Source organism: Pseudomonas hydrolytica (genome assembly GCF_021495345.1).
Taxonomy (GTDB): Bacteria; Pseudomonadota; Gammaproteobacteria; order Pseudomonadales; family Pseudomonadaceae; genus Aquipseudomonas; species Aquipseudomonas hydrolytica.
This window is the reverse complement of sequence record NZ_CP099397.1, coordinates 2,327,814-2,354,365: the sequence shown is the minus strand read 5'-3', so window position 1 is coordinate 2,354,365 and position 26,552 is coordinate 2,327,814. Positions and strand designations below refer to the sequence as shown.

At 63.2% G+C, this 26,552-nt stretch carries 27 protein-coding genes and 1 tRNA gene; 17 read left to right on the top strand and 11 right to left on the bottom strand.

What is annotated here, in order from left to right; genetic code table 11:
- Position 1 precedes the first annotated feature (1 nt).
- Positions 2–646, bottom strand: a complete 645-nt coding sequence (gene gacA / locus L1F06_RS10885; protein ID WP_003240627.1) for a response regulator transcription factor GacA — start codon at positions 644–646, stop codon at positions 2–4.
- Between the two features lie 163 nt (positions 647–809).
- Positions 810–897 (bottom strand) — tRNA-Ser (locus L1F06_RS10880).
- A gap of 166 nt (positions 898–1,063) precedes the next feature.
- On the opposite strand from L1F06_RS10880, the gene L1F06_RS10875 reads away from it, so the two are divergent.
- The 7 genes from L1F06_RS10875 to L1F06_RS10845 all read left to right on the top strand — a co-directional run bounded on the left by L1F06_RS10875 (position 1,064) and on the right by L1F06_RS10845 (position 5,316).
- On the top strand, positions 1,064–1,732 hold the full coding sequence (locus tag L1F06_RS10875) for a Bax inhibitor-1/YccA family protein (RefSeq protein ID WP_003240629.1): 669 nt from the start codon (positions 1,064–1,066) through the stop codon (positions 1,730–1,732).
- A 135-nt stretch (positions 1,733–1,867) separates the two neighbouring features.
- Positions 1,868–2,260 carry a sulfurtransferase complex subunit TusD gene (tusD, locus tag L1F06_RS10870; protein WP_003240631.1) on the top strand — a complete coding sequence of 131 codons (393 nt, stop codon included), beginning with the start codon at positions 1,868–1,870 and terminating at the stop codon, positions 2,258–2,260.
- Entirely contained in the window at positions 2,261–2,620 is a 360-nt protein-coding gene (gene tusC / locus L1F06_RS10865) for a sulfurtransferase complex subunit TusC (protein WP_129482615.1), read from the top strand.
- Positions 2,620–2,919 (top strand): sulfurtransferase complex subunit TusB, encoded by a 300-nt coding sequence (tusB, locus tag L1F06_RS10860; protein WP_129482614.1) that lies wholly within the window; start codon positions 2,620–2,622, stop codon positions 2,917–2,919. The genes tusC and tusB overlap by 1 nt, the downstream gene beginning before the upstream one ends.
- On the top strand, positions 2,916–3,251 hold the full coding sequence (locus L1F06_RS10855; RefSeq protein WP_003240638.1) for a TusE/DsrC/DsvC family sulfur relay protein: 336 nt from the start codon (positions 2,916–2,918) through the stop codon (positions 3,249–3,251). Before tusB ends, L1F06_RS10855 begins: the two co-directional genes overlap by 4 nt.
- The gene (locus tag L1F06_RS10850) at positions 3,248–4,243 is read left to right on the top strand and encodes a glycosyl transferase family protein (RefSeq protein WP_129482613.1); all 996 of its coding nucleotides are present in this window, start codon (positions 3,248–3,250) and stop codon (positions 4,241–4,243) included. The genes L1F06_RS10855 and L1F06_RS10850 overlap by 4 nt, the downstream gene beginning before the upstream one ends.
- Before the next feature lie 74 nt (positions 4,244–4,317).
- Positions 4,318–5,316, top strand: coding sequence for a glutathione S-transferase family protein (locus L1F06_RS10845; RefSeq protein ID WP_129482612.1), 999 nt, complete (start codon positions 4,318–4,320; stop codon positions 5,314–5,316).
- Positions 5,317–5,359: 43 nt separating this feature from the next.
- Here the strand turns inward: L1F06_RS10845 and cysG are convergent, their stop codons facing one another.
- The 6 genes from cysG to ftsK all read right to left on the bottom strand — a co-directional run bounded on the left by cysG (position 5,360) and on the right by ftsK (position 13,132).
- The gene (gene cysG / locus L1F06_RS10840; RefSeq protein WP_129482611.1) at positions 5,360–6,748 is read right to left on the bottom strand and encodes a siroheme synthase CysG; all 1,389 of its coding nucleotides are present in this window, start codon (positions 6,746–6,748) and stop codon (positions 5,360–5,362) included.
- A gap of 159 nt (positions 6,749–6,907) precedes the next feature.
- A complete protein-coding gene (gene serS, locus L1F06_RS10835; protein ID WP_129482610.1) occupies positions 6,908–8,188 on the bottom strand; it encodes a serine--tRNA ligase in 1,281 nt (426 codons plus the stop codon).
- A 78-nt stretch (positions 8,189–8,266) separates the two neighbouring features.
- A complete protein-coding gene (crcB, locus tag L1F06_RS10830) occupies positions 8,267–8,647 on the bottom strand; it encodes a fluoride efflux transporter CrcB (protein ID WP_129482776.1) in 381 nt (126 codons plus the stop codon).
- On the bottom strand, positions 8,647–9,969 hold the full coding sequence (locus L1F06_RS10825) for a replication-associated recombination protein A (protein WP_129482609.1): 1,323 nt from the start codon (positions 9,967–9,969) through the stop codon (positions 8,647–8,649). Before L1F06_RS10825 ends, crcB begins: the two co-directional genes overlap by 1 nt.
- A gap of 3 nt (positions 9,970–9,972) precedes the next feature.
- Positions 9,973–10,599 carry an outer membrane lipoprotein periplasmic chaperone LolA gene (gene lolA, locus L1F06_RS10820; protein ID WP_003240650.1) on the bottom strand — a complete coding sequence of 209 codons (627 nt, stop codon included), beginning with the start codon at positions 10,597–10,599 and terminating at the stop codon, positions 9,973–9,975.
- A 124-nt stretch (positions 10,600–10,723) separates the two neighbouring features.
- Entirely contained in the window at positions 10,724–13,132 is a 2,409-nt protein-coding gene (ftsK, locus tag L1F06_RS10815) for a DNA translocase FtsK (protein ID WP_012018711.1), read from the bottom strand.
- Positions 13,133–13,325: 193 nt separating this feature from the next.
- Between ftsK and trxB the strand changes: the two genes are divergently transcribed.
- The 4 genes from trxB (at position 13,326) to infA (ending at position 16,128) form a co-directional block, all read left to right on the top strand.
- A complete protein-coding gene (trxB, locus tag L1F06_RS10810; protein ID WP_003240652.1) occupies positions 13,326–14,276 on the top strand; it encodes a thioredoxin-disulfide reductase in 951 nt (316 codons plus the stop codon).
- Positions 14,277–14,331: 55 nt separating this feature from the next.
- Positions 14,332–15,012 carry a leucyl/phenylalanyl-tRNA--protein transferase gene (aat, locus tag L1F06_RS10805; protein ID WP_129484223.1) on the top strand — a complete coding sequence of 227 codons (681 nt, stop codon included), beginning with the start codon at positions 14,332–14,334 and terminating at the stop codon, positions 15,010–15,012.
- A 54-nt stretch (positions 15,013–15,066) separates the two neighbouring features.
- On the top strand, positions 15,067–15,774 hold the full coding sequence (locus L1F06_RS10800; RefSeq protein WP_012018713.1) for an arginyltransferase: 708 nt from the start codon (positions 15,067–15,069) through the stop codon (positions 15,772–15,774).
- 135 nt (positions 15,775–15,909) lie between these two features.
- Entirely contained in the window at positions 15,910–16,128 is a 219-nt protein-coding gene (gene infA / locus L1F06_RS10795) for a translation initiation factor IF-1 (protein WP_002553999.1), read from the top strand.
- Between the two features lie 60 nt (positions 16,129–16,188).
- Here the strand turns inward: infA and clpA are convergent, their stop codons facing one another.
- Both clpA and clpS read right to left on the bottom strand, forming a co-directional pair.
- Positions 16,189–18,459 carry an ATP-dependent Clp protease ATP-binding subunit ClpA gene (clpA, locus tag L1F06_RS10790; protein WP_012018714.1) on the bottom strand — a complete coding sequence of 757 codons (2,271 nt, stop codon included), beginning with the start codon at positions 18,457–18,459 and terminating at the stop codon, positions 16,189–16,191.
- 29 nt (positions 18,460–18,488) lie between these two features.
- Positions 18,489–18,851: an ATP-dependent Clp protease adapter ClpS gene (gene clpS, locus L1F06_RS10785; protein ID WP_003240656.1), complete on the bottom strand. Its 363-nt coding sequence runs from the start codon at positions 18,849–18,851 to the stop codon at positions 18,489–18,491.
- A gap of 231 nt (positions 18,852–19,082) precedes the next feature.
- Between clpS and cspD the strand changes: the two genes are divergently transcribed.
- Entirely contained in the window at positions 19,083–19,352 is a 270-nt protein-coding gene (cspD, locus tag L1F06_RS10780) for a cold shock domain-containing protein CspD (RefSeq protein WP_012018715.1), read from the top strand.
- Between the two features lie 75 nt (positions 19,353–19,427).
- On the opposite strand, the gene icd is transcribed toward cspD, so the two are convergent.
- Positions 19,428–20,684 carry an NADP-dependent isocitrate dehydrogenase gene (icd, locus tag L1F06_RS10775; protein ID WP_003240658.1) on the bottom strand — a complete coding sequence of 419 codons (1,257 nt, stop codon included), beginning with the start codon at positions 20,682–20,684 and terminating at the stop codon, positions 19,428–19,430.
- A gap of 361 nt (positions 20,685–21,045) precedes the next feature.
- Here icd and L1F06_RS10770 point away from each other — a divergent pair, with 361 nt between their 5' ends.
- From L1F06_RS10770 to L1F06_RS10750, 5 genes are all read left to right on the top strand, one after another.
- A complete protein-coding gene (locus tag L1F06_RS10770) occupies positions 21,046–23,274 on the top strand; it encodes an NADP-dependent isocitrate dehydrogenase (protein ID WP_012018716.1) in 2,229 nt (742 codons plus the stop codon).
- Positions 23,275–23,386: 112 nt separating this feature from the next.
- Complete coding sequence (locus tag L1F06_RS10765; protein ID WP_129483589.1) at positions 23,387–23,827, top strand: NUDIX hydrolase; 441 nt, start codon at positions 23,387–23,389, stop codon at positions 23,825–23,827.
- Between the two features lie 128 nt (positions 23,828–23,955).
- Entirely contained in the window at positions 23,956–25,068 is a 1,113-nt protein-coding gene (gene mnmA / locus L1F06_RS10760) for a tRNA 2-thiouridine(34) synthase MnmA (RefSeq protein ID WP_129483590.1), read from the top strand.
- Complete coding sequence (gene hflD / locus L1F06_RS10755) at positions 25,065–25,685, top strand: high frequency lysogenization protein HflD (RefSeq protein WP_024308143.1); 621 nt, start codon at positions 25,065–25,067, stop codon at positions 25,683–25,685. Before mnmA ends, hflD begins: the two co-directional genes overlap by 4 nt.
- Before the next feature lie 2 nt (positions 25,686–25,687).
- The gene (locus L1F06_RS10750) at positions 25,688–26,551 is read left to right on the top strand and encodes a DMT family transporter (protein WP_090429016.1); all 864 of its coding nucleotides are present in this window, start codon (positions 25,688–25,690) and stop codon (positions 26,549–26,551) included.
- Position 26,552: the final 1 nt, after the last annotated feature.

The following is a 26,552-nucleotide window of genomic DNA, read 5'->3' as shown; positions in this document are numbered from 1 at the left end:
TTCAGCTGACGGCGTCGACCATGCCGTGGCGTACCGCAAGCAGGGCCAGCTCGACGTCGCTGGTAATGGAGAGTTTCTCGAAGATGCGGTAGCGATAGGTATTGACCGTCTTCGGCGACAGGCACAGCTTGTCGGAGATGTTCTGTACCTTGTGGCAGTTGGCGATCATCAACGCGATCTGGATTTCGCGCTCGGACAGAAGATCGAACGGCGAGCCTTTGCTCTGCGGCTGGAAGGACTTCAGTGCCAATTGCTGGGCAATCTGCGGATCGATATAACGCTGACCGGCGAAGACCAGGCGAATGGCCTGGACCATCTCATCCAGCGCCGCGCCCTTGGTCAGATAGCCGGCAGCACCTGCCTGCAGCAGACGCGTCGGGAAAGGATCTTCCTCGCACACGGTCACGGCGACGACCTTGATGTCGGGGTGGCTGCGCATCAGCTTGCGGGTGGCTTCCAGGCCGCCGATGCCGGGCATCTTGACGTCCATCAGAACGACATCGGGCTTGAGCTCGCGCACCTTGAGCAGGGCTTCTTCCCCGCTGCAGGCTTCGCCTACCACTTGCAGACCATCGATATCAGCCAGCATGCGGGTGATGCCCGTGCGAACCAGATCGTGATCGTCGACCACCAGGACCCTAATCAATCGCCACCTCGTTGCACCTAGTCAGCCACCGTGCAGCGACGGTGAGATTGAACTTGCCGGTCACCTTAGCAAAAAGCCAGGGCCTGACCTAGCTTGGCGCACGGCAGTCAAAAAGCAAGCGCCAGATTAAGGTCAGAAATCGCGTCAAGGCAATATGGAGAATTGGCGGAAGCGGTGAGATTCGAACTCACGGATAGTTGCCCATCGACGGTTTTCAAGACCGTTGCCTTAAACCACTCGGCCACGCTTCCAAACGCTGAGTGCAGAGGATGAGATTTGAACCTCCGCTGCAGTGCGGGCGGCAATCTTACCGGAACGCAACACACTGTCAAACTCTATGCCTTGGCACGAAGTGCTGCTCTGTTATGATCCGCCTCAAGTCGAATAACGGAACCCTTGTGCCACAGGAGCGTTGCCATGCAAGAGCGAGACTACGTACTAAATCATTCGCAGGCTGACCAGCTGGAAGTCAGCAAGGTGCTGCGCAACACCTACGGCCTGCTGGCCATCACCCTGGCCTTCAGCGGCCTGGTCGCTTTCCTCAGCCAACGCGCCAACGTGCCGTACCCGAACTTCTTCGTGGTGCTGATCGGCTTCTACGGCCTGTTCTTCCTCACCTACAAGCTGCGTAACTCGGCCTGGGGTCTGGTTTCCACCTTCGCCCTGACCGGTTTCATGGGCTTCACCCTCGGCCCGATCCTCAACCGTTACCTGGGCATGGCCAACGGTGCGGAGGTGATCAGCTCGGCGTTCTCCATGACCGCGCTGGTGTTCTTCGGTCTGTCCGCCTACGTGCTGACCACCCGCAAGGACATGAGCTTCCTCAGCGGCTTCATCACTGCCGGCTTCTTCGTCCTGCTCGCCGCCGTCCTGGCCAGCTTCTTCTTCCAGATCAGCGGTCTGCATCTGGCGATCAGCGCCGGCTTCGTGCTGTTCTCCTCGGTCTGCATCCTGTTCCAGACCAGCGCCATCATCCACGGCGGTGAGCGCAACTACATCATGGCCACCATCAGCCTGTACGTGTCGATCTACAACCTGTTCGTCAGCCTGCTGCAGATCTTCGGCATCATGGGCGGCGACGACTGATAGCGTTTCGTCCCCCTTCGAGCCCGCTTCGGCGGGCTTTTTCTTGCCCGCCTGCTTTGCCTCGCTGCAGTGATTCTTTGTTTGCCGGACACCCTGGCCTTATCATTGCCCCAGTTTTGCCTCGCCGGACGCCCCATGAAATTTGCCATCGCCCTGTTCGCTGCTCCTCATCTGCCTGCCTCGCGACGCGCGCTGCGTTTTGCCCAGGCGGCGCTGGACGGCGGCCACGAGATCGTTCGGCTGTTCTTCTACCAGGACGGCGTGCACAGCGCTGCCAGCAATGTCGTGAGCCCGCAGGACGAGCTGGACCTGCCCCGAGAGTGGCGCGAATTCGTCACGACCAATGGGCTCGATGCCGTGGTGTGCATCGCTGCCGCCCTGCGGCGTGGCGTACTCAACGCCGAAGAGGCGCAGCGCTATACCCGCCCGGCGGCCAATCTGCAGGCCCCTTGGGAGCTTTCCGGCCTCGGCCAATTGCATGAAGCGGCGCAACAGGCCGACCGCCTGATCTGCTTCGGAGGCCACTGAATGAGCAAGTCGCTGTTGATCATCAGCCGCCAGGCGCCCTGGAGCGGCCCCGGCGCCCGCGAGGCACTGGACATCGCCTTGGCCGGCGGCGCCTTCGACCTGCCCATCGGCATGCTGTTTCTCGACGATGGCGTGTTCCAGCTGAGCACGCGCCAGCAGCCCGGCAATCTGCAGCAGAAGGACCTCGGCGCCAATCTGCAGGCCCTGCCGATGTTCGGCGTGGAGGATCTTTACGCCAGCCAGCGCAGCCTGGCCGAGCGCGGACTTGATACCGCCGAACTGAACATCTCGGTACAGCGCCTCGACGACAGCGCGCTGACCGCCCTCCTCGATCGTTACGACCAGGTGATCACCCTCTGATGGCCACCCTGCATATCCTTTCCCACTCGCCGTTCGCCGACAGCCGCCTGGCCAGTTGCCTGCGCCTGCTCGGTGCCAACGACGCGCTGCTGCTCAGCGGCGATGCGGTCTACGCCCTGCAGCCCGACACCGCCAACCTGCAGGCGCTGCAGCTGATACCCGCCAGCGTCGCGCTCTACGCCCTGGACGAGGACCTCGCCGCACGCGGCCTGCAGGCGCCCGAGCGCGTGAGCGCCGTGGATTACCCGGCGCTCGTCGAGCTGTGCACCCGCTACGCCAAGGTCAACAGTTGGCTATGAGCACGCTCAACGTCGCCGGACGCGAAATCGCTCTGGACAAGGATGGCTACCTGGCCGATCTGCAGGACTGGTCACACCCGGTTGCCGAAGCGCTGGCCGCCGCCGAAGAGCTGCAGCTGAGCGACGAGCACTGGGAAATTCTCGACCTGCTGCGCGCCTTCTACGATGAGTTCCAGTTGTCGCCGGCCAATCGCCCCCTGATCAAGTACGTGGCGCTCAAGCTCGGCCCGGACAAGGGCAACAGCCTGCACCTCAACCGCCTATTCAAGGGCACGCCCGCCAAACTCGCCGCCAAGCTCGCCGGCCTGCCGAAACCGACCAACTGCCTATGAACCTGATCACGCCCGCCGAACATCCCTTCGCCCAGTTCGTGCGCATTCTCGGCAAGGGCAAACGCGGCGCCCGCGGCCTGACCCGCGAGGAAGCCCGCGAAGCCATGGGCCTGCTGCTCGACGGCAAGGTCGAGGACACCCAGCTCGGCGCTTTCCTGATGCTGCTGCGGCACAAGGAGGAAAGCGCGGAGGAGCTCGCCGGCTTTACCGAAGCCATCCGCTCACGACTGGCCGCACCCGGCATCAGGGTCGATCTGGACTGGCCCAGCTATGCCGGCAAGAAGCGTCACCTGCCCTGGTACCTGCTGGCGGCCAAGGCGCTGGCCGCCAGCGGCGTGCGCATCTTCATGCACGGCGGTGGCGCGCATACCACCGGGCGCCTGTATAGCGAGCAGCTGCTGACCGCCCTGGATATCCCCTGTTGCCGCGACTGGCGGAGCGTGGCAACGGCAATCGATCGACATGGTCTGGCCTACAGCTACCTGGGCGACTGGATGCCGGCACTGCAACGCATGATCGATCTGCGCAACACGCTGGGCCTGCGCTCGCCGATTCACTCCCTGGCGCGCGTCATCAACCCGCTGGGGGCCAGTTGCGGGCTGCAGAGCATCTTCCATCCTGGCTACCAGGCCGTGCACCGCGAAGCCAGCCGCCTGCTCGGCGACCCTGCCATCGTCATCAAGGGCGAAGGCGGCGAGATCGAGGTCAACCCGGACGTGGCCTGCCACCTGTACGGCACCCGCGATGGCGAGGACTGGGACGAGGAATGGCCGGCGCTTTCGGCGCAGCGCCACGTCAAACCGGAGCAGCTCGACCCGACCGTCCTGAGCGCGTTCTGGCGCGGCGAACGCGAGGATGCCTACGGCCAGCTGGCCGTCGTTGCCACCATGGCCGTCGCGTTGCGAGGGCTGGGCATACCGCGCGAGCAGGCTTTCGAACAGGCCCGGCAGCGCTGGGACGCACGCTTTCAATCTAGCCAGTCGATGGGTTAAGCCAGCTTTTTCCACCTTTTAATCGAGCTCACAGCGCTAGACTCCAGGTTCACTCAAGAACGGAGGCAAGCGTTATGGGTTTGCTGATCGATGGACGCTGGCACGACCAGTGGTATGACACCGGCGACAGTGGCCGCTTCCAGCGCGAAAGCGCACAACGCCGCAACTGGGTAACCGCCGACGGCAGCGCCGGCCCAAGTGGCGACGGCGGTTTCAAGGCCGAAGCCGGGCGCTATCACCTGTACGTCTCGCTGGCCTGCCCCTGGGCTCACCGTACCCTGATTCTGCGCAAGCTCAAGGGTCTGGAATCCTTGATCGACGTATCCGTGGTCAGTTGGCTGATGCGCGAGCACGGCTGGACCTTCGACCGCAATTTCGGCTCCAGTGGCGACCGTCTCGACAACCTCAGCTACATGCACCAGCGCTACACGGCCGACGATCCCCACTACAGCGGCCGCGTCACCGTGCCGACACTCTGGGACACACAGAGCGGCGGTATCGTCAGCAACGAGTCGGCGGAAATCATCCGCATGTTCAACAGCGCCTTCGACGGCCTGACCGGCAATGACCTGGACTTCTACCCAGAGCCGCTACGCGAACGTATCGACCAGCTCAACGAGCGTATCTACCCAGCGGTGAACAATGGCGTCTACCGCGCCGGCTTCGCCACCACCCAGGAAGCCTACGAAGAAGCCTTCGACGAGCTGTTCGCCATGCTCGATGAGCTGGAAGCACTTTTGGACAGCAATCGCTATCTGGCCGGTGAATACCTGACCGAGGCCGACATCCGCCTGTTCACCACGCTGATCCGCTTCGACGCCGTCTACCACGGCCACTTCAAGTGCAACCTGCGGCGCATCGAGGACTATCCGAACCTGTCCAACTGGCTGCGCGAGCTGTATCAGTGGCCGGGGATCGCCGAGACGGTGGACTTCACCCATATCAAATCGCACTACTACGCCAGCCACGCCACCATCAACCCGACCGGGGTGATCCCCAAGGGGCCGCAGCAGGATTTCACCCGCGCGCATGACCGCCAGCGCCTGCCGGGCAAGGGTGTATTCAAGCGTTGATAGCGATGACGGAAGCCTCGCAAGAGGCTTCCGTCGTGATGCGTCAGAGGCTGCCCTGAGCGCCTTCGAACCAGGCCAGCTTGTCCCGCAGGGTGACTACTTCTCCGACTATCACCAGGGTGGGCGCATGCACTTCGTGCTGCGCTAGCAGCTGCGGCAGGGTTTCCAGGGTGCCGGTGAAGACCCGCTGATTCTGCGTGGTGCCCTGCTGCACCAGCGCCGCGGGCGTTGCACGCGAGCGGCCGTGCGCGATCAATTGCTCGCAGATGCCGGATAACCCGACCAGGCCCATGTAGAACACCAGCGTCTGCCCAGGCGCCACCAGATCCTTCCAGGGCAGGTTGCTGCTGCCGTCCTTGAGGTGACCGGTGACGAAACGCACCGACTGCGCATGATCGCGATGGGTCAGCGGAATCCCGGCATAGGCCGCGCAACCGGAGGCCGCGGTAATACCCGGCACCACTTGGAACGGAATATCCTCGGCGGCCAGCTGCTCGATCTCTTCGCCACCGCGGCCGAAGATGAACGGATCGCCCCCTTTCAGGCGCAGCACGCGCTTGCCCTGACGCGCCAGGTCGATCAGCAGCTGGTTGATCTGCTCCTGCGGTACGGCATGATCGGCGCGGCGCTTGCCGACGTAGATGCGCTCGGCATCGCGCCGGCACAGCTCGATGATGGCCGGCGCCACCAGGCGGTCGTAGAGCACCACATCGGCTTGCTGCATCAGGCGCAGGGCGCGAAAGGTCAGCAGATCGGGATCGCCCGGGCCGGCGCCGACCAGATAGACCTCGCCCAGCGCACGTGGCGCCGCACCGGCCAGACGTTCCTCCAGCAGGCGCTCGCCCTCTTCCGGCTTGCCGGCAAACACGCTCTCGGCGATCTGCCCCTGAAAGACGTCCTCCCAGAACACCCGACGTTGCTGTACGTCGGGAAACAGCTGCTTGACCCGATCACGGAAGCGCTTGCCCAGGTTGGCCAGCTGGCCATAGGTGGCCGGAATCCAGGTTTCGATCTTGGCGCGGATCAGCCTGGCCAGCACCGGCGCATCGCCGCCGCTGCTGACCGCGACGATCAGCGGCGAGCGATCGACGATGGCCGGGAAGATCACGCTGCACAGTGCCGGCGCGTCCACCACGTTGACCGGAATGCCCTGCGCCTGAGCCTCGGCAGAAATACGTGCGTTGAGCGGCTCGTCATCGGTGGCGGCGATGACCAGGGCAACGCCCTGCAGATCGCTGCTGGCATAGCCGCGCAGGCAAATGCCGTCGGCCCCGGCCAGTTCTTGCAACTCGCTGCGAATCTCCGGCGCAACGACGCGCAGACGCGCGCCGGCATCGCTCAGCAGGCGCGCCTTGCGCAGCGCGACCTCGCCACCGCCGATAACCAGTACCGGGCGACCCTGCAGCTTGTGGAACAGCGGAAGGAATTGCATCAATCAGCCTCGCAGGAGGACGTCCGTAGGGTGCGCCGCGCGCACCAACCTACGATGGAGGGCCTTGGTACGCACGGCGCACCCTACGCGCGGCGATCATCGCCAGGCCAAAAACGGGGCGGCCATTGCCACCCCGTATTCTGCACCGCGATCACCGGCTTAGCCGATCACCTCGATACCGCCCATATAGGGCTTGAGCACCTCGGGCACGCGGATGCTGCCGTCGGCCTGCTGGTAGTTCTCCAGCACGGCCACCAGGGTACGACCCACCGCCAGGCCGGAGCCGTTGAGGGTGTGCACCAGCTCCGGCTTGCCGGTTTCCGGGTTGCGGTAACGCGCCTGCATGCGGCGCGCCTGGAAGTCGCCACAGTTGGAGCAGGAGGAAATCTCGCGGTACTTGTCCTGGCTCGGCACCCAGACTTCCAGGTCGTAGGTCTTCACCGCGGAGAAGCCCATGTCGCCGGTGCACAGCGCCAGCTTGCGGTACGGCAGCTCGAGCAGTTGCAGCACACGCTCGGCGTTGGCAGTCATACCCTCCAGCGCCTCGAAGGACTCGGACGGCTCGACGATCTGCACCATCTCCACCTTGTCGAACTGGTGCTGGCGGATCATGCCGCGGGTGTCGCGACCGGAGGCGCCCGCCTCGCTGCGGAAGCACGGGGTATGGGCGACGAACTTCAGCGGCAGCTGCTTGGCATCGAGAATTTCACCGGCGACGATATTGGTCAGCGAGACTTCGGCAGTCGGGATCAGGTACAGATCGGCCTGGTCTTCACGACGGATCTTGAACAGGTCTTCCTCGAACTTCGGCAGCTGGCCGGTGCCCTGCAGTGCCGGGGCCTGCACCAGATACGGTGTGTAGGCCTCTTCGTAGCCGTGTTCGCCGGTGTGCAGGTTGATCATGAACTGCGCCAGGGCGCGATGCAGGCGGGCGATGGGGCCGCGCAGCAGAGCGAAACGCGCGCCGGACAGTTTGGCGGCGGTCTCGAAGTCCAGCCAGCCGTGCTGCTCGCCGAGGGCGACGTGATCCTTGATTTCGAAATCGAAGCTGCGCGGGGTGCCCCAGCGCGCCACCTCGACGTTGCCGTCCTCATCCGCGCCGACCGGCACGGACTCGTGCGGCAGGTTGGGGATGTTCAGCAGCAGGTTGTCCAGCTCGTTCTGGATGGCGTCCAGCTCGCGCTTGCCGGCTTCCAGATCGCTGCCCATCTGATCGACTTCCGCCAGCAGCGGTGCGATGTCCTCACCGCGCGCCTTGGCCTGGCCGATCGACTTGGAACGGCTGTTACGCTCGGCCTGCAGTTGCTCGGTGCGCACCTGCACCGACTTGCGCTGACTCTCCAGGGCCTCGAAGCGGGCGACGTCGAGGGCGAAGCCACGGGTAGCGAGGCGCTCGGCGATTTCGGTGAGTTGCGTGCGGACAAGTTTGGAATCGAGCATGTTCGGGTCTCAGGACAACGACGAAATGGTGATGGCCAGCAGTGTGGCGCGGGTTGTGGAGTGTAAAGCCTTAGCGGGTCAGGATGCCAATCGAGCCAGGGTCAGTCCTGCCCAGGCCGCCAGCAGACCGCCAAGGATGCTGAATGCCAGATAGCAGAAGGCTTCCACGGCGCGCCCGCCTTCCATCAGCTTGATGATTTCCAGACTGAAGGACGAAAAGGTGGTGAAACCGCCCAGCACACCGGTAATCAGGCCGGTACGCAGCTCCAGAGGCAGATCGCTGCGGGCCAGGAACAGGCCGGATAACAGGCCAATCAACAGGCAGCCAATGATGTTCGCGGCGAAGGTTCCCAGGTAGAAGTGCCGTGGCCAGTTGGCAGCGACCCAGCTCGCCAGCAGAAAGCGCATGACGGAGCCTGCCGCGCCCCCTGCGGCCACGGCGAGTGCAACGCGGATCATCATTTTCTTCTCTGCCTCGGGCTGCTGGCGTCCAGATTGCGCAGGTGCTGCAGTTTGTCGCGAATCTTCAGCTCCAGGCCGCGCGGCACCGGAACGTAGTACTGGCGCGGCTCCAGGGCTTCGGGAAAGTAGTCCTCGCCAGCGGCGTAGGCATCCGGCTCGTCATGGGCGTAGCGGTACTCCTCACCATAGCCAAGCTGCTTCATCAGCTTGGTCGGCGCATTGCGCAGGTGCAGCGGCACCTCCTGCGAGCCCTGCTCGGCGGCATCGCGCATGGCCGCCTTGAAGGCCATGTACAACGCGTTGCTCTTCGGCGCGCAGGCCAGATAGACAATGGCCTGAGCCACCGCCAGCTCGCCCTCGGGGCTGCCCAGACGCTCCTGCACATCCCAGGCGTTGAGGCACAGGGTCAGGGCGCGCGGGTCGGCGTTGCCGATGTCCTCGCTGGCCATGCGCACCACGCGCCGGGCGATATAGAGCGGGTCGCAGCCGCCATCGAGCATGCGTGCGTACCAGTACAGCGCGCCGTCCGGATTGGAACCGCGTACCGACTTGTGCAGGGCGGAAATCTGGTCATAGAACGCCTCACCGCCCTTGTCGAAGCGGCGGCGGCTGTCGCCCAGCAGGTTCTGCAGCAGCTCGACGCCGATTTCGCCACCGTCCTCGGCCAGGTCGGCGGCATTCTCGAGGAAGTTGAGCAAACGACGGCCGTCGCCATCCGCGGCAGCCAGAAGGATCTGAAAGGCCTCGTCCGGCAGGCTGAGATGGCGCTCGCCCAGGCCTTTCGGATCGGTCAAGGCGCGATTGACCAGCTTGCGCATCGCCGCCTCGTCCAGGCTTTTCAGCACATAGACGCGGGCGCGCGACAGCAGCGCGTTGTTCAGTTCGAACGAGGGGTTTTCCGTGGTGGCGCCGATGAAGATCAGCGTGCCGTCTTCCACATAGGGCAGAAAGGCGTCCTGCTGACTCTTGTTGAAGCGGTGCACCTCGTCGACGAAGAGGATGGTGCGCCGACCGTACTGGGCGGCGTGCTGCTGGGCGACCTCGACGGCCTGGCGAATCTCCTTGACCCCCGAAAGCACGGCCGAGATGGTCTCGAAATGCGCATCGGTGACCTTGGCCAGCAGGCGCGCCAGGGTGGTCTTGCCCACGCCGGGCGGCCCCCAGAAGATCATCGAATGCAGCGCGCCCTGCTCCAGCGCCTCACGCAGCGGCTTGCCCGGCGCCAGCACGTGCTCCTGCCCGACGTACTCGTCCAGGCTGGTGGCACGCAAACGCGCAGCCAGAGGCTGCGCGACGGGTTGGCGGCCGAACAGATCCACGGCTTACTCCTGGATGACGTCTGCGCCTTCCGGAATGTCGAAGGTGAACAGATGGTCTTCCACCGGCTCGTTCATCTTCACATTGAGGAACAGGATGTTGGTGCGCTGGCCGATGCTGTCGATCAGTTGCATGTCGTTGAGCATGCGATTGCGGAACGACAGGCGCAGGCTGTCGAACAGGCTGTCCTTGGCCTTGGGCTTGAGGATGAAGTCGACCACGCTGCCGCCTTCCTTGTAGTCGATCTCGAAGTTCTCGCGAATCTGCGACACGTCGCCGGACAGCAGCAGCGCCGGCGTATGAGTCAGGCGCTGATCGAGGCTCTGGATGGTCACCTGCTCCAGGTCCGGGTCGTACAGCCAGACCTTCTGGCCGTTGGAGACCAGCAGCTGCTCCATGGGCTCATCGGTGTGCCAGCGGAACAGGCCCGGACGCTTGAGCACCAGTTGCCCGGCGGTCTCCTGCAGCTGCGTGCCGCTGGCGTCGAGGGTCAGTTGGGAGAAACGCGCGCTGATGGTCTGCGCCTGGCTGAGCAGCTCGGTCAGGCGCTTGGTGGCCGCCTCTTCGTCGGCCTGGGCGGTCAGCAGGGTAAAACTCAGAGCAGCCAGCATCAGCAGGCGAATAACACGCATATAAACCCCTTGAGTCGTATGAGAATGGCGAGGCGACTCCGTACCTCGCACTGCTCGGCAGCACCTGAGCCGCCGTGAATCCTGTAGACCGCGAATTCAGCCGTTCATCCGCGACGCGCAACACTCAGTCACGTGATGAACCGGGCGCGAGTACCTCGCGCGAGCCGTTGGTATTCATCGAACTGACCACACCAGCCATCTCCATCGCCTCGATCATTCGCGCGGCGCGGTTGTAGCCGATCTTCAGCTTGCGCTGTACCGCGGAAATGGAGGCACGGCGGCTTTCCAGAACGAAGTTGACGGCCTCGTCGTACAGCGGGTCTTCCTCGCTGCCCTCGCCGCCTTCGCCACCGCCGCCACCTTCGAAGCCGCTGCCGCTTTCCTCGACACCGGCGAGAATGTCCTCGATGTAATCCGGCGCACCGCGCTGCTTCCAGGCCTCGACCACGCGATGCACTTCGTCATCGGAGACGAAGGCGCCATGCACACGAATCGGCAGACCGGTACCCGGCGGCAGGTAGAGCATATCGCCGTGGCCGAGCAGCTGTTCGGCACCGCCCTGGTCGAGAATGGTGCGCGAGTCGATCTTGCTCGACACCTGGAACGCCATGCGGGTGGGGATGTTGGCCTTGATCAGGCCGGTGATCACGTCCACCGACGGACGCTGGGTGGCGAGAATCAGGTGGATGCCGGCGGCACGCGCCTTCTGCGCGATACGCGCGATCAGTTCTTCGACCTTCTTGCCGACGATCATCATCATGTCGGCGAATTCGTCGACGACCACGACGATGGTCGGCAGCGTTTTCAGGTGCGGCGGCTCATCGTCCATCGACTCGCGCTTGTAGAGCGGATCATGCAACGGCGTACCGGCCTCGATGGCATCCTTCACCTTGCGGTTGAAGCCCGCCAGGTTACGCACCCCCATGGCCGCCATCAGCTTGTAACGGCGCTCCATCTCGGCGACCGACCAGCGCAGCGCGTTGGCCGCCTCCTTCATGTCGGTGACCACCGGGCACAGCAGGTGCGGAATGCCTTCATAGATCGACAGTTCCAGCATCTTCGGGTCGATCATGATCATCCGCGCCTCTTCCGGCGTGGACTTGAACAGCACCGACAGGATCATCGCATTGACGCCCACCGACTTACCGGAACCGGTGGTACCGGCCACCAGCAGGTGCGGCATCTTGGCCAGATCGGCAATCACCGGGCGCCCGCCAATATCGTGACCCAGGGCCAAGGTGACCGGCGATTTGGCGTCGTCGTATTCGCTCGAGGACAGCACCTCGGAGAAGCGCACGATCTGCCGGTCCTCGTTGGGCACCTCGATGCCCACGGTGGTCTTGCCGGGAATCACTTCGACCACGCGCACGCTGACCATGGCCATCGAGCGCGCAAGGTCCTTGGCCAGGTTGGAAATGCGGCTGACCTTGACGCCGGCGGCGGGCTGAATCTCGAAACGGGTAATCACCGGGCCGGGATGGACCGACTCGACCACCACGTCGACACCGAACTCCTTGAGCTTGATCTCCAGCAGGCGCGACATGGCCTCCAGCGACTCGGGGGAGAACTGCTTCTGCTTCTTCTCGGCGGCATCGAGGATGGAAATCGGCGGCAGGCTGCCTTCGATGGCGGTGTCGACGAACAGTGGCGCCTGTTTTTCCTTCAGCACGCGCTTGCTCGGCTCGGCCGCCTTCGGCGGTGCCGGCGGGGTGATCACCGGCGCGGGACGCTTCTCGCGCTCGCTCATGTGCTTGCTCAGGGACTCTTCGCGCTCGATCAGGCGCTCCTTGACCTTGGCCTGCTCACGACGATCCGACACCACCGGTGCGGCGACCTCGATGACGCGGTCATCCAGCTCGCGAAGCTGCGCAACCATCTGCTTGCGCTCGCTGCGGGCGTTCCACCAGCCGGTGATGGCGCCATGAATCAGCTCGATCAGGTCGAGGGTGATCTTGCCCGTCAGGTCCATCACGCGGAACCAGGACAGATCGGTGAAAACGGTCAGGCCGAACAGAAACAGAGCCAGGAACAGCAACGTGCTGCCCTGCACGTTCAGCGCATGCACGGCCAGGTCACCGAGACTGGCGCCGAGCATGCCGCCGCCGGAGCCCTGCATGCCGGCGGCTGCGCCGAAATGAATGTCGCCCAGAGCGGCGCCCGAGAGAATCAGGAATACCAGGCCAATGCTGTGCCAGGAAAACAACCAGCCGTTCCAGTGCCAGGGCTGATTACGCGTGCGGAACACCTGCCAGGTCTTGATGCCCAGCAGCAGCGGGAAAATGTAGGCGAAATACCCCAGGGCACCGAACAACGCGCTGGACAGCCAGGCGCCGATGCTGCCACCGGCATTGATGATGCGCTCGACCTGGACGCTATTGTCCCAGGCCGGATCGGCAGCGTTGTAGGTCAACAGCGCCATCAGCAGATACAGGCACATCGCGCCCAGGGCGATCAATGCGCCTTCCTTCAGTCGATACTGAAGCTTCTGACGCCAGTCGGTAATCTGGGTGGTGGAATTCTTCAAAACAGCCATTTCCTGCGCCCTGGGCGCGTCCATCTGATGGTTAACCGCAAAGGCGGATATTGTAGGGCCAGCCTGACGACTAGGCCAATTGCCAAGCTCCCGCACCCACCCTGCTTCGGTGTAGCATAGCCGCCAGCAGCTTCCATGCGGCTCAATTGGAGCACGCATTCTCTTTTGTGACAAAGGCTTATGGGGTTTTTTTATGAGCGAAGTCAAGCATTCCCGCCTGATCATCCTGGGCTCCGGCCCAGCGGGCTACAGCGCCGCCGTTTATGCCGCGCGCGCCAACCTCAAGCCTGTGGTCATCACCGGCATCCAGCCCGGCGGGCAGCTCACCACCACCACCGAAGTGGACAACTGGCCGGGTGACGTCGAAGGCCTCACCGGCCCGGCATTGATGGAGCGCATGCAGAAGCACGCCGAGCGCTTCGACACCGAGATCATCTACGACCATATCCACACCGCCGAGTTGCAGAGCCGCCCTTTCGTGCTCAAGGGCGATAGCGGCACCTACAGCTGCGACGCACTGATCATCGCCACCGGCGCCAGCGCCCAGTACCTCGGCCTGCCGTCGGAAGAAGCCTTCTCCGGCAAGGGCGTTTCCGCCTGCGCCACCTGCGATGGCTTCTTCTATCGCAACCAGGTGGTCGCCGTGATCGGTGGCGGCAACACCGCCGTTGAAGAAGCGCTTTATCTGTCGAACATCGCCAAGGAAGTGCACTTGGTGCACCGCCGCGACAAGCTGCGCTCGGAAAAGATTCTGCAGGACAAGCTGTTCGACAAGGTCGAGAACGGCAACATGCGCCTGCACTGGAACCACACCCTGGACGAAGTGCTGGGCGACCAGAGCGGCGTGACCGGTGTGCGCCTGAAAAGCACCCTCGACGGCAGCACCAAGGAACTGGCGCTGGCCGGCGTGTTCATCGCCATCGGCCACAAGCCCAATACCGAGCTGTTCGTCGGTCAGCTGGACATGCATGACGGCTACCTGAAGATCAAGGGCGGCAGCGAAGGCAATGCCACCGCCACCAGCATCGAGGGCGTATTCGCCGCCGGCGACGTGGCCGACCACGTCTACCGCCAGGCCATCACCTCGGCCGGCGCCGGCTGCATGGCCGCGCTGGATGTCGAGAAGTTCCTCGACAACAACTGAAGCACCAGGGCGAGCCACTGCGCTCGCCCTCCCCCGCCCCGCTGGACAACCGCGCATGCTGACCTGGCTGCAACGTGATTCTTTTCAGTTCCCGCCACTGGCCAAGGCCATGCGCGAACCCAATGGCCTGCTGGCGGCCGGCGGCGACCTGAGCGCCGAACGCCTGATCAGCGCCTATCGCCATGGCTGCTTTCCCTGGTTTCAGGACGGCCAGCCAATTCTCTGGTGGTCACCCGACCCGCGCACCGTACTGTTCCCGCAGGAACTCCACATATCTCGCAGCCTGGCCAAACTGCTGCGCCAACAGCGCTATCGCGTCACCTTCGATCAGGACTTCGCCGCCGTCATCGCTGCCTGCGCTGCACCGCGCGCTTATGCCGACGGCACTTGGATCACCCGCGGCATGCAGGAAGCCTATAGGCAGCTGCACCAGCGCGGCATCGCTCACTCGGTCGAGGTCTGGCAGGACGAGCAACTGGTGGGCGGCCTCTATGGCCTGGCCATCGGCCAGCTGTTCTTCGGCGAATCCATGTTCAGCCGCGCCGACAATGCTTCCAAGGTGGGTTTTGCCACGCTGGTCGGCAAGCTGCAGGAATGGGGCTTCGTGCTCATCGATTGCCAGATGCCCACCCAGCACCTGCACAGCTTCGGCGCCAGGGCCATACCCCGCGCGACGTTCGCCGACTATCTGCAGCGCCATCTCGACCTGCCCAGCCGAGCCGACTGGCTCGCCTAGTCGATCGAGCAAGCCTGGCTTACACTCTTTATCAGGCTTTCCCGAGACACCGCCATGACCGAGCTGGCCCGCCTGAAGTTCTATGCCACTCAGCCACATCCATGCAGCTATCTGCCCGCGGAGCAGGCCACCACCCTGTTTCTCGACCCCAGTCAGCCCATGGACGTGCTGGTCTATGCCGAGCTTTCGGAAATGGGCTTTCGCCGCAGCGGCGACCACCTCTACCGCCCACACTGCCAGCAGTGCACGGCTTGCATTCCGGCACGCATCCCGGCCGCCCTGTTCACACCCAATCGCCAGCAGCGACGCATTCTCAAGCGCAACGAAGACGTCAGCGTGCATCCCGTGCGCCCCGCCTTCACCGAGGAGTATTACGACCTCTACGTGCGCTACATAGAACAGCGCCACGCCGATGGCGACATGTACCCACCGAGCCGCGACCAGTTCTCCACCTTCCTCGTCCGCGACCTGCCGTTCTCGCGCTTCTATGAATTCCGCCTGGCGGGACGCCTGGTGGCCATCGCGGTGACCGACGTTCTGCCGAACGGTCTTTCGGCGGTCTACACCTTCTACGATCCGGCCGAAGAGCGCCGCAGCCTGGGGCGCTTCGCCATCCTCTGGCAGATCGGCGAGACCGCGCGCCTGGGGCTGGGGGCCGTCTACCTTGGTTACTGGATCAAGAACTGCCGCAAGATGAACTACAAGACCCAGTACCGGCCCATCGAACTGTTCGTCAATCAGCGCTGGACGCTTCTGACCTAATCACGCGCGCCCTCAAGGCAAGCCGAACAATCCAAGCCCCTTGGCGCAGCCTCCTGTTTTCGGGCACAATGCACGCCGCTTTTGCCTGGCGCCAGTTGCACCGGGCCATTTCCTGGATACCGAGGGCTTTACTGCATGTCGAAAGAAGACAGCTTCGAAATGGAAGGCACTGTCGTCGACACCCTGCCCAACACCATGTTCCGCGTGGAGTTGGAAAACGGGCACGTCGTTACCGCGCACATCTCCGGCAAGATGCGCAAGAACTACATCCGCATTCTCACTGGTGACAAGGTGCGCGTCGAGCTGACACCTTATGACTTGAGCAAGGGCCGCATCACCTACCGCGCCCGTTAAGCCAAGCACCAAACGAAAACGCCCGGCACTGCCGGGCGTTTTCGTTGGTGTTGCCTTCGATCAGGCGACTTCCGCCGTCGTCTCGTACTCGAAGCTCGGCTCGCCATCCTTGATGTCGATGTGCACCACGCCGCCATGCTCGGCCAGCTCGCCGAAGAGGATTTCCTCTGCCAGAGGGCGCTTGATCTTGTCCTGGATCAAACGCGCCATCGGCCTGGCGCCCATCATCACGTCGTAACCACGCTCGGCCAGCCAGCTGCGCGCCGCATCGCTGACCTCCAGGGTGACACGCTTGTCTTCCAGCTGCGCCTGCAGTTCGGTGAGGAACTTGTCGACGATGCTCTTGATCGTCTCGTGACTGAGGCGACCAAACTGGATGATGGTGTCCAGACGGTTGCGGAACTCCGGCGTGAAGCTCTTCTTGATCACTTCCATGGCATCGGTGGAATGATCCTGCTGGGTGAAGCCGATCGACGCACGCGAGGCGGTTTCCGCACCGGCGTTGGTGGTCATGATAAGGATCACGTTGCGGAAGTCCGCCTTGCGCCCGTTGTTGTCAGTCAGCGTGCCGTGGTCCATCACCTGCAGCAGCAGGTTGAAGACTTCCGGATGCGCCTTCTCGATCTCGTCGAGCAGCAGCACGCAGTGCGGCTGCTTGGTGATGGCCTCGGTGAGCAGACCGCCCTGATCGAAACCGACGTAGCCAGGCGGCGCGCCGATCAGACGGGAAACGGTATGCCGCTCCATGTACTCGGACATGTCGAAGCGCACCAGCTCGATGCCCATCGCCTTGGCCAACTGACGAGCCGCCTCGGTCTTGCCCACGCCGGTGGGACCGGCGAAGAGGAAGGAGCCGACCGGCTTGTCCGGCGCCTTGAGCCCGGCGCGCGACAGCTTGATCGCGGTGGCCAGCGAATCGATGGCGGCATCCTGACCGAACACGGTGAGCTTGAGATCACGCTCGAGGTTGCGCAGCAGCTCCTTGTCGGAGCTGGACACATGCTTCGGCGGAATCCGCGCGATCTTGGCGACGATGTCCTCGACCTGCGCCACGTCGATGCGCGGCACACGCTTGTCTTCCGGCTGCAGGCGCTGATAGGCGCCGGCTTCGTCGATCACGTCGATGGCCTTGTCCGGCATATGCCGGTCGTTGATGTAGCGCGCAGCCAGCTCGGCCGCGGCGCGCAGGGCCTCATCGCTGTACTCGATATGGTGATGCTGCTCGAAACGCGCCTTGAGCCCCTTGAGGATGCCGACGGTGTCCTCCACAGACGGTTCGACCACGTCGACCTTCTGGAAGCGCCGCGCCAAAGCGCGATCCTTCTCGAAGATGCCGCGAAATTCCTGGAAGGTGGTGGAACCGATGCAGCGAATCTCGCCAGAGGACAGCATCGGCTTGAGCAGGTTGGAGGCATCCATTACCCCACCCGATGCAGCACCGGCACCGATGATGGTGTGGATCTCGTCGATGAACAGAATGGCATGCGGACGCTTGCGCAGCTCATTGAGCAGCGCCTTGAAGCGCTTCTCGAAGTCGCCGCGGTACTTGGTCCCGGCCAGCAGCGCACCAAGGTCCAGGGAATAGACCACGCTGTCGGCCAGCAGATCGGGCACCTGCTCGTCGACGATACGCTTGGCCAGGCCCTCGGCGATGGCGGTCTTGCCGACACCGGCCTCACCCACCAGCAGCGGGTTGTTCTTGCGCCGACGGGCGAGAATCTGCGCTACGCGCTCGACCTCATGCTCGCGACCGACCAGCGGATCGATACGCCCCTGGCGCGCCAGCTCGTTGAGGTTGCTGGCGTAGGCATCCAGCGGGTTGCCGGAGGTGGACGACTCGCCACCCTCCTCGTCCTGCATGTCCTGGTCGTGCTCATGCTGATCGCCATGGCCAGGGACCTTGGAAATACCGTGAGCGATGTAGTTGACCACGTCGATACGGGCCACGCTCTGCTGCTTGAGCAGGAACACGGCCTGACTTTCCTGCTCGCTGAAGATCGCCACCAGCACGTTGGCGCCGGTCACTTCACGCTTGCCGGAACTCTGCACGTGGAACACTGCACGCTGCAGCACGCGCTGGAAGCCCAGGGTCGGCTGGGTTTCGCGCTCCTCGTCGTGCTGCGGAATCAGTGGCGTGGTGGAGTCGATGAACTCCTGCAGATCATGGCGCAGCTTGTCGAGATTGGCCCCGCAGGCCCGCAGTACACTGGCCGCAGCTTCGTTATCCAGCAAGGCGAGCAGCAGATGCTCGACCGTCATGAATTCATGACGTTTGGCACGGGCCTCCTTGAAAGCCAGATTGAGGGTGACTTCGAGCTCTCGATTCAACATAGCTTCACCTCATACCCAAGTGGCCGGCGTTAACCGTCCTTCTCTATTTCACAGAGTAGCGGATGCTGACTCTCCCGCGCGTACTGGTTGACCTGCATTGCCTTGGTCTCCGCAATATCGCGGGTATACACGCCACATACCGCACGTCCTTCTGTATGGACGGTCAGCATGATCTTGGTCGCCAGCTCCCGGTTCATGCCGAAAAAGGTTTCAAGCACTTCGACGACAAAATCCATCGGGGTGTAGTCGTCATTGAATAAGACCACCTTGTACATCGGTGGTGCCTGCAATGCTGGCTTGGATTCCTGGACAGCGATACCGGACGAGTCGTCCTCATGCTCTGCCGGGTGATCCTGATTGAATGTTAGTCGAATCTGGCTACTTGCATGCATGCTGGAATCAGAGGTTCGGGGCCGGACGAACAGGGATGCTAGAGGGAGTTTGACTGAGTTCTCAGCCGTCCGCCGTATAGCCTTGACTATCGGCAAAAGGGTGTTACAAACAATGAATACCCATTGGTGGGTATCCGGGGTTCCACGCCTTCGCCCAGCCTGGTCGGTTATCGCGCGGAATCGAAGTGGATGATACTCCAGAGATGGAGTCCTTTGCAGAGGGATATCAGCATGCTCAGTGGTAAGGTCAAGTGGTTCAACAACGCCAAGGGCTATGGATTCATCCTGGCCGATGGCCGAGATGAGGACCTGTTCGCCCACTACTCGGCCATCCAGATGGACGGTTATAAAACACTCAAGGCCGGCCAGCCGGTCCGCTTCGAGATCGTGCAAGGCCCCAAAGGACTGCATGCGGTCAATATCAGCGCGGTTACCGCCACCCAGGACGCCCCAGCGGCCGTACCCCAGGCGCAAAATATCGCGAGCACTGTCGAAGTCTGAGTACCCTGGCAAGTCGCCATGAAAAGGCCGGTCATGTGACCGGCCTTTTTTTCACGCTCTGAACCGATCTGCCGATCACATGTGGCTGATCATCGCATCGCCGAATTCGGAGCAGGACATCAGTTTCGCTCCCTCCATCAGACGCTCGAAGTCATAGGTCACGGTCTTGGCGGCGATGGCGCCGTTGGTGCCCTTGATGATCAGATCGGCCGCCTCGCTCCAGCCCATGTGGCGCAGCATCATCTCCGCAGAGAGAATGACCGAGCCCGGGTTGACCTTGTCCTGACCGGCATACTTCGGCGCGGTACCGTGAGTAGCCTCGAACATGGCCACCGAATCGGACAGGTTGGCGCCGGGCGCGATACCGATGCCACCGACTTCGGCCGCCAGTGCGTCGGAGAGGTAGTCACCGTTGAGGTTGAGGGTGGCGATCACGTCGTACTCGGCCGGACGCAGCAGGATCTGCTGCAGCATGGCATCGGCGATCACGTCCTTGACCACGATGTTCTTGCCGGTACGCGGGTTCTTGAACTGCATCCAGGGGCCGCCATCGAGCAGCTCGGCGCCGAACTCCTCGCGAGCGATCTCGTAACCCCATTCCTTGAAGGCACCCTCGGTGAACTTCATGATGTTGCCCTTGTGCACCAGGGTCACCGAGCTGCGGTCGTTGTCCACTGCGTACTGCAGGGCCTTGCGCACCAGGCGCTTGGTGCCTGCCTCGGAAACCGGCTTGATGCCGATACCGCACATGTCGGTGAAGCGGATCTTCTTGACGCCCATTTCCTCGGTGAGGAACTTGATGACCTTCTCGGCCTCGGGGCTGCCGGCCTTCCACTCCACGCCGGCATAGATGTCTTCGGAGTTCTCGCGGAAGATCACCATGTCCACATCACCCGGCTTTTTCACCGGGCTGGGTACGCCCTCGAACCAGCGCACCGGACGCAGGCAGACATAGAGGTCGAGCTCCTGACGCAAGGCCACGTTCAGCGAACGAATGCCGCCGCCAACAGGCGTGGTCAACGGGCCTTTGATCGAGACCACGTAATCACGTACGGCCTCGAGGGTTTCTTTCGGCAGCCAGGTGTCCTGATCGTAAACCTGAGTGGCCTTCTCACCGGCGTAAACTTCCATCCAGGAGATCTTGCGGGCGCCGCCATAGGCTTTTTCGACGGCAGCGTCGACGACCTTGATCATCACCGGGGAAATATCGACGCCGATACCGTCACCCTCGATGAACGGGATGATCGGATTGTTCGGAACGTTCAGCGACATATCGGCATTGACGGTAATTTTGTCACCGCTGGCTGGCACCTGGATCTTTTGGTATCCCATGCTGGACTCCATCTTGTGGTTAGGCAGTGTGCATCCCCGAGAGTAGCGCAATCCCGTCGGGCGAGACACATGTGCAAAGGTCTTATTCAACTGGGCATTCTGCGGCGAGGTGCCGCAGTGGTATACTGCTTAGGTGACTAACGAGTCATAAGGGGCCACTTGCCTGGAACCAGGCAGCAACCTCTTGAAACCGGTAAACGGCCACCACTGTCTGCCGGATCGAAATGCTCGACACTCTACGGGTGCATCCAACATCACCGCGGCGAGTCCTCGACCCGGCCCCGCCACCATGGGGTCCAGGCGCCTACCCGCGCAGGTCGAGTTTCTATGCGCGCTCAGCAAAGAAGAGAGTTAACGCTAAATGTCCACCCCTTCGAAGATCATCTACACCTTCACCGACGAAGCTCCGGCCCTTGCTACCTATTCGCTTCTGCCCATTGTAGAAGCCTTTGCCGCATCGGCTGACATCTCCGTTGAAACCCGCGACATCTCTCTTGCTGGACGGATCCTGGCAAGCTTTGCTGACCGCCTGGACGCCGACAAGCGCATCGATGACGACCTGGCCAAACTGGCCGAGCTGACCCTGCAGCCGGACGCCAACATCATCAAACTGCCGAACATCAGCGCCTCCGTACCCCAGCTCAAGGCTGCCATCGCCGAGCTGCAGGCCCAGGGCTACAACATTCCCGATTTCCCGGAAGATCCGCAGAGCGAAGAAGACAAGGAAGTGCGCGCGCGCTACGCCAAGGTGCTGGGCAGCGCGGTGAACCCGGTGCTGCGCGAAGGCAACTCCGACCGCCGCGCGCCGGCCGCGGTCAAGGCCTATGCGCGCAAGCACCCGCACAGCATGGGCAAGTGGAGCATGGCTTCGCAGTCCCACGCCGACTACATGCGCGGCGGCGACTTCTTCTCCAGCGAGCAGTCGATCACCATGGCCAAGGCCGGTGACGTGCGCATCGAGTTCGTCGGCAAGGACGGCAAGGTTGAGGTCAAGAAGCAACTGGCCCTGCAGGAAGGCGAAGTGTTCGACAGCATGTTCATGAGCTGCCGCAAGCTGCGTGACTTCTTCGAGAAGACCCTGCAGGACTGCAAGGAAACCGGCGTGATGTGGTCCCTGCACGTCAAGGCGACCATGATGAAGGTCTCCCACCCGATCGTCTTCGGCCACGCGGTCAGCGTTTACTACAAGGACGTGTTCGACAAGTACGGCGAGCTGTTCAAAGAGCTGGGCGTCAACCCGAACAACGGCATCAGCAGCGTCTACGACAAGATCAAGGCCCTGCCCGCCTCGCAGCAGGAAGAGATCCTGCACGACATCCACGAGGTCTACAGCCATCGCCCGGAAATGGCCATGGTCGACTCGGTCAAGGGCATCACCAACCTGCACATCCCGAGCGACGTGATCGTCGACGCCTCGATGCCGGCGATGATCCGCAACTCCGGGCAGATGTGGGGCAAGGACGGCAAGCAGAAAGACACCAAGGCCGTCATGCCTGAGAGCACCTATGCGCGCATCTACCAGGAAATGATCAACTTCTGCAAAACCAACGGTGCGTTCGACCCGACCACCATGGGCAGCGTGCCGAACGTCGGCCTGATGGCGCAGAAGGCCGAGGAATACGGCTCCCACGACAAGACCTTCGAAATGACCGCTGACGGCACCATGCGCGTCGTCGCTGCCGACGGCACCGTGCTGATGCAGCACCAGGTCGAAGCCGGCGACATCTGGCGCGCCTGCCAGACCAAGGACGCGCCGATCCGCGACTGGGTCAAGCTGGCCGTTACCCGCGCCCGTCAGTCCAACACCCCGGCGATCTTCTGGCTGGACCCGGAGCGCGCTCACGATCGCGAGCTGCAGAAGAAGGTCGAGCTGTACCTCAAGGACCACGATCTGACCGGCCTGGACATCCGCATGATGGGCTACAACGAAGCCATCCGCGTATCCATGGAGCGCATGATTCGTGGCCTGGACACCATCTCGGTGACCGGCAACGTATTGCGTGACTACCTGACCGACCTGTTCCCGATCATGGAGCTGGGCACCTCGGCCAAGATGCTGTCCATCGTTCCGCTGATGGCGGGCGGCGGCATGTACGAGACCGGTGCCGGCGGCTCGGCGCCCAAGCACGTGCAGCAGCTGGTCGAAGAGAACTACCTGCGCTGGGACTCCCTGGGCGAGTTCCTGGCCCTGGCCGTGTCGCTGGAAGAAACCGGCATCAAGACCAACAACGCCAAGGCCAAGGTACTGGGCAAGACCCTGGACCAGGCCACCGGCAAGCTGCTGGACAACAACAAGTCCCCGGCGCGCAAGGTGGGTGAGATCGACAACCGCGGCAGCCACTTCTACCTGGCGCTGTACTGGGCCCAGGCCCTGGCCGAGCAGAACGACGATGCCGAGCTGAAGGCTCACTTCGCCCCGCTGGCCAAGCAGCTGACCGAGCAGGAAGCGACCATCGTTGGCGAACTGGCTGCCGTACAGGGCAAGCCGGTCGACATCGGAGGCTACTACCGCTCCAACCCCGAGCTGACCAGCCAGGTGATGCGCCCCAGCGCCACCTTCAACGCGGCCCTGGCTGCGCTGAATGCCTGATCAGGCTTGAGTGTCAGAAGAACCCCGGCCTGGTGCCGGGGTTCTTTATTTATGGATACGGACAATCGCTCCTGCGGGGCTCGTCCAGCAAACAGTACCGGAGAACGCGAAGATGGAATGGCAACCCCATATCACCGTGGCCACGGTAATCGAAGACGATGGCCGTTTTCTGTTAGTCGAAGAATTCAAGGCTGGCCGCATGGTGCTCAACCAGCCGGCCGGCCATCTGGAAGCCAACGAATCGCTGCGCGAGGCGGCGCTGCGCGAAACCCTTGAGGAAACCGGCTGGGAGGTCGAACTCACCGGCCTGCTCGGCATCTACCTCTATACCGCCCCGAGCAACGGCGTGACCTACCAGCGCGTGTGCTTCAGCGCCCGCCCCGTGCACCATGACCCCGCGCGCGAGCTGGACAGCGACATCAGCGGCATCACCTGGCTGACCCGCGACGAGCTGGCGGTGCAACCCGAGCGCTGGCGCAGCGAGCTGGTGTTGCGTTGCGTGGATGATTACCTGGCCGGCATAAACGGACCGCTGGAGCTGGTGCGCGATTGAACGCGAGCATATGCCGTTGCGCAGGGTTGCGCCGTGCGCACCACGGACACCGTGGCAAGTGCTCGGTGCGCATAGCGCACCCTACCTGTTAAACTCGACAACTTTTCAGGCTTCACTCGCAGATTCCCATGCAAGCACCTAGCACCCAACGCGTGATCGTCGGCATGTCCGGCGGCGTCGACTCGTCCGTTTCCGCCCTGCTGTTGATGGAGCAGGGTTACCAGGTCGAAGGCCTGTTCATGAAGAACTGGGACGAAGACGACGGCACCGAATACTGCACTGCCATGGACGACCTGGCCGACGCCCAAGCCGTATGCGACCGCATCGGCATCAAGCTGCACACCGCCAACTTCGCCGCCGAGTACTGGGACAACGTGTTCGAGCATTTCCTGGCCGAATACAAGGCCGGACGTACGCCGAACCCGGACATCCTGTGCAACCGCGAGATCAAGTTCAAAGCCTTCCTCGACTACGCCCTGTCGCTCGGTGCCGACCTGATCGCCACCGGCCACTACGTGCGCCGTCGCGATATCGAGGGCCGTACCGAGCTGCTCAAGGGCCTGGACCCGAACAAGGACCAGAGCTACTTCCTGCACGCCGTCGGTGGCGAGCAGATCGCCAAGACCCTGTTCCCGGTCGGCGAGCTGGAGAAGCCGCAGGTACGCGCCATTGCCGAAAAATACGAGCTGGCCACGGCGAAGAAGAAGGACTCCACCGGCATCTGCTTCATTGGCGAACGCCGCTTCAGCGACTTCCTCAAGCAGTACCTGCCGGCACAGCCGGGTGACATCGAAACCACCGAAGGTCAGGTCATCGGCCGTCATCACGGCCTGATGTACCACACCATTGGCCAGCGCCAGGGCTTGGGCATCGGTGGCCTCAAGGATGCCGGCGACGATCCCTGGTACGTGCTGCGCAAGGACCTGACGCGCAACGTGCTGATCGTCGGCCAGGGTAACGAACACCCCTGGCTGTTCTCCCGCGCCCTGCTCGCCTCGGACATCTACTGGGTCAACCCCGTGGACCTGAGCACGCCGCGCCGCCTCACGGCCAAGGTGCGTTACCGCCAGAGCGATCAAAGCTGCACTCTGGAGAAGACCGAGAACGGCTATCGCGCCGTGTTCGACGAGCCGCAGCGCGCCGTTACCCCGGGTCAGTCCGTGGTGTTCTACGACGGTGAGGTGTGCCTCGGCGGCGGCGTGATCGAAACCGCGCAAGCCTGGTACGAGGACGCCCGATGACTCCGATGCAGGAACAGCTGGTCGCGCTCGGCGCGGTATTCGAAGCCGCCGTGCTGGCCGACAAGATCGCCCGCACCGGCCAGGTCAGCGAAGCCTCGATGAGCTGCATGCTCGGCAGCCTGCTGGTGCGCGATCCGCAAACCACGCTGGACGTCTACGGCGGCGACGATCTCAACCTGCGTGATGGCTATCGCGCGCTGATCAGTTCGCTGGAACGCAACCCGTCCGCCCTGCAGCGCGAGCCGCTGCGCTACTCCCTGGCAATGATCGGCCTGGAGCGCCAACTGGACAAGCGCAGCGACATGCTGCAGATCATGGGCAGCCGCCTGGACCAGATCCAGCAACAGGTCGAGCATTTCGGCCTGGTCCACGACAATGTCATCGCCGCCTGCGGCGGCCTGTACCAGGACACCATCAGCACCTTCCGCCAGCGCATCCAGGTGCACGGCGACATGCGCTTCCTGCAGCAGCCGAACAACGCAGCGAAGATCCGCGCCCTGCTGCTCGCAGGCATTCGCTCGGCGCGCCTGTGGCGTCAGCTCGGCGGCCACCGCTGGCAGCTGGTGTTCAGCCGCGGCAAGCTGCTCAAGGCGCTCTACGACATGACGCGAAACTGACCATGGAGCCCGCCAGCCGCAGCGTCAAACCCCTTCAGGGTGCCCTGCTGCTGGCACTCTCGGCGCTGCTGTTCGCCTTCACCGGAGTCGGCATTCGCGAGGTCTCCGCCAGCGTCAACAACGAGTCGGTGGTGTTCTTCCGCAACCTGGTCGGCGTGCTGTTCTTTTTGCCGCTGCTGCTGGTGCGCGGCGTCCGTCCGCTGCGCACGACCCGCCTGAAGTCCCACCTGTGGCGCACCACCTACGGCCTCGCGGCGATGTACTGCTTCTTCTACGCCATCGCCCACCTCCCCCTGGCCGACGCCATGCTGTTCACCTACTCGGCGCCGGTGTTCACCCCGCTGATCGCGCATATCTGGCTCAAGGAACCGCTGACCCGGCGCATGCTGATCAGCAGCCTGATCGGCCTGTGCGGGGTGCTGCTGGTGGCCAAACCCAGCGCCGCACTGTTCGAAGGTGCAGCCCTGGTCGGTCTGGCGGCCAGCCTGCTGGCCGCATTCGCCTTCGTTTCCATCCGCGAGATGAGCGACAGCGAGCCAGCGACGCGCATCGTCTTCTATTTCTCGCTGTTCAGCGCGCTGTTTTCCGCCATCCCGCTGACCTGGAGCTGGCAACCGCTCGATGCCACGCAACTGAGCTGGCTGCTGGGCATCGGCCTGCTGGCCACCGCCAGCCAGGTGATCATGTCGCGCGCCTATGGCCTGGCGCCGCCCGGGCTGATCGGCCCGGTCGCCTACCTGGCCATCGTCTTCGCCGGCATCATCGCCTGGCTGCTCTGGGGCGAGACGCCGGACAGCCTCTCGCTGCTCGGCGCGGCGCTGATCTTTGCCGCCAGTCTGTTATCGGTCGCCAGGCGCAGGGCATAGG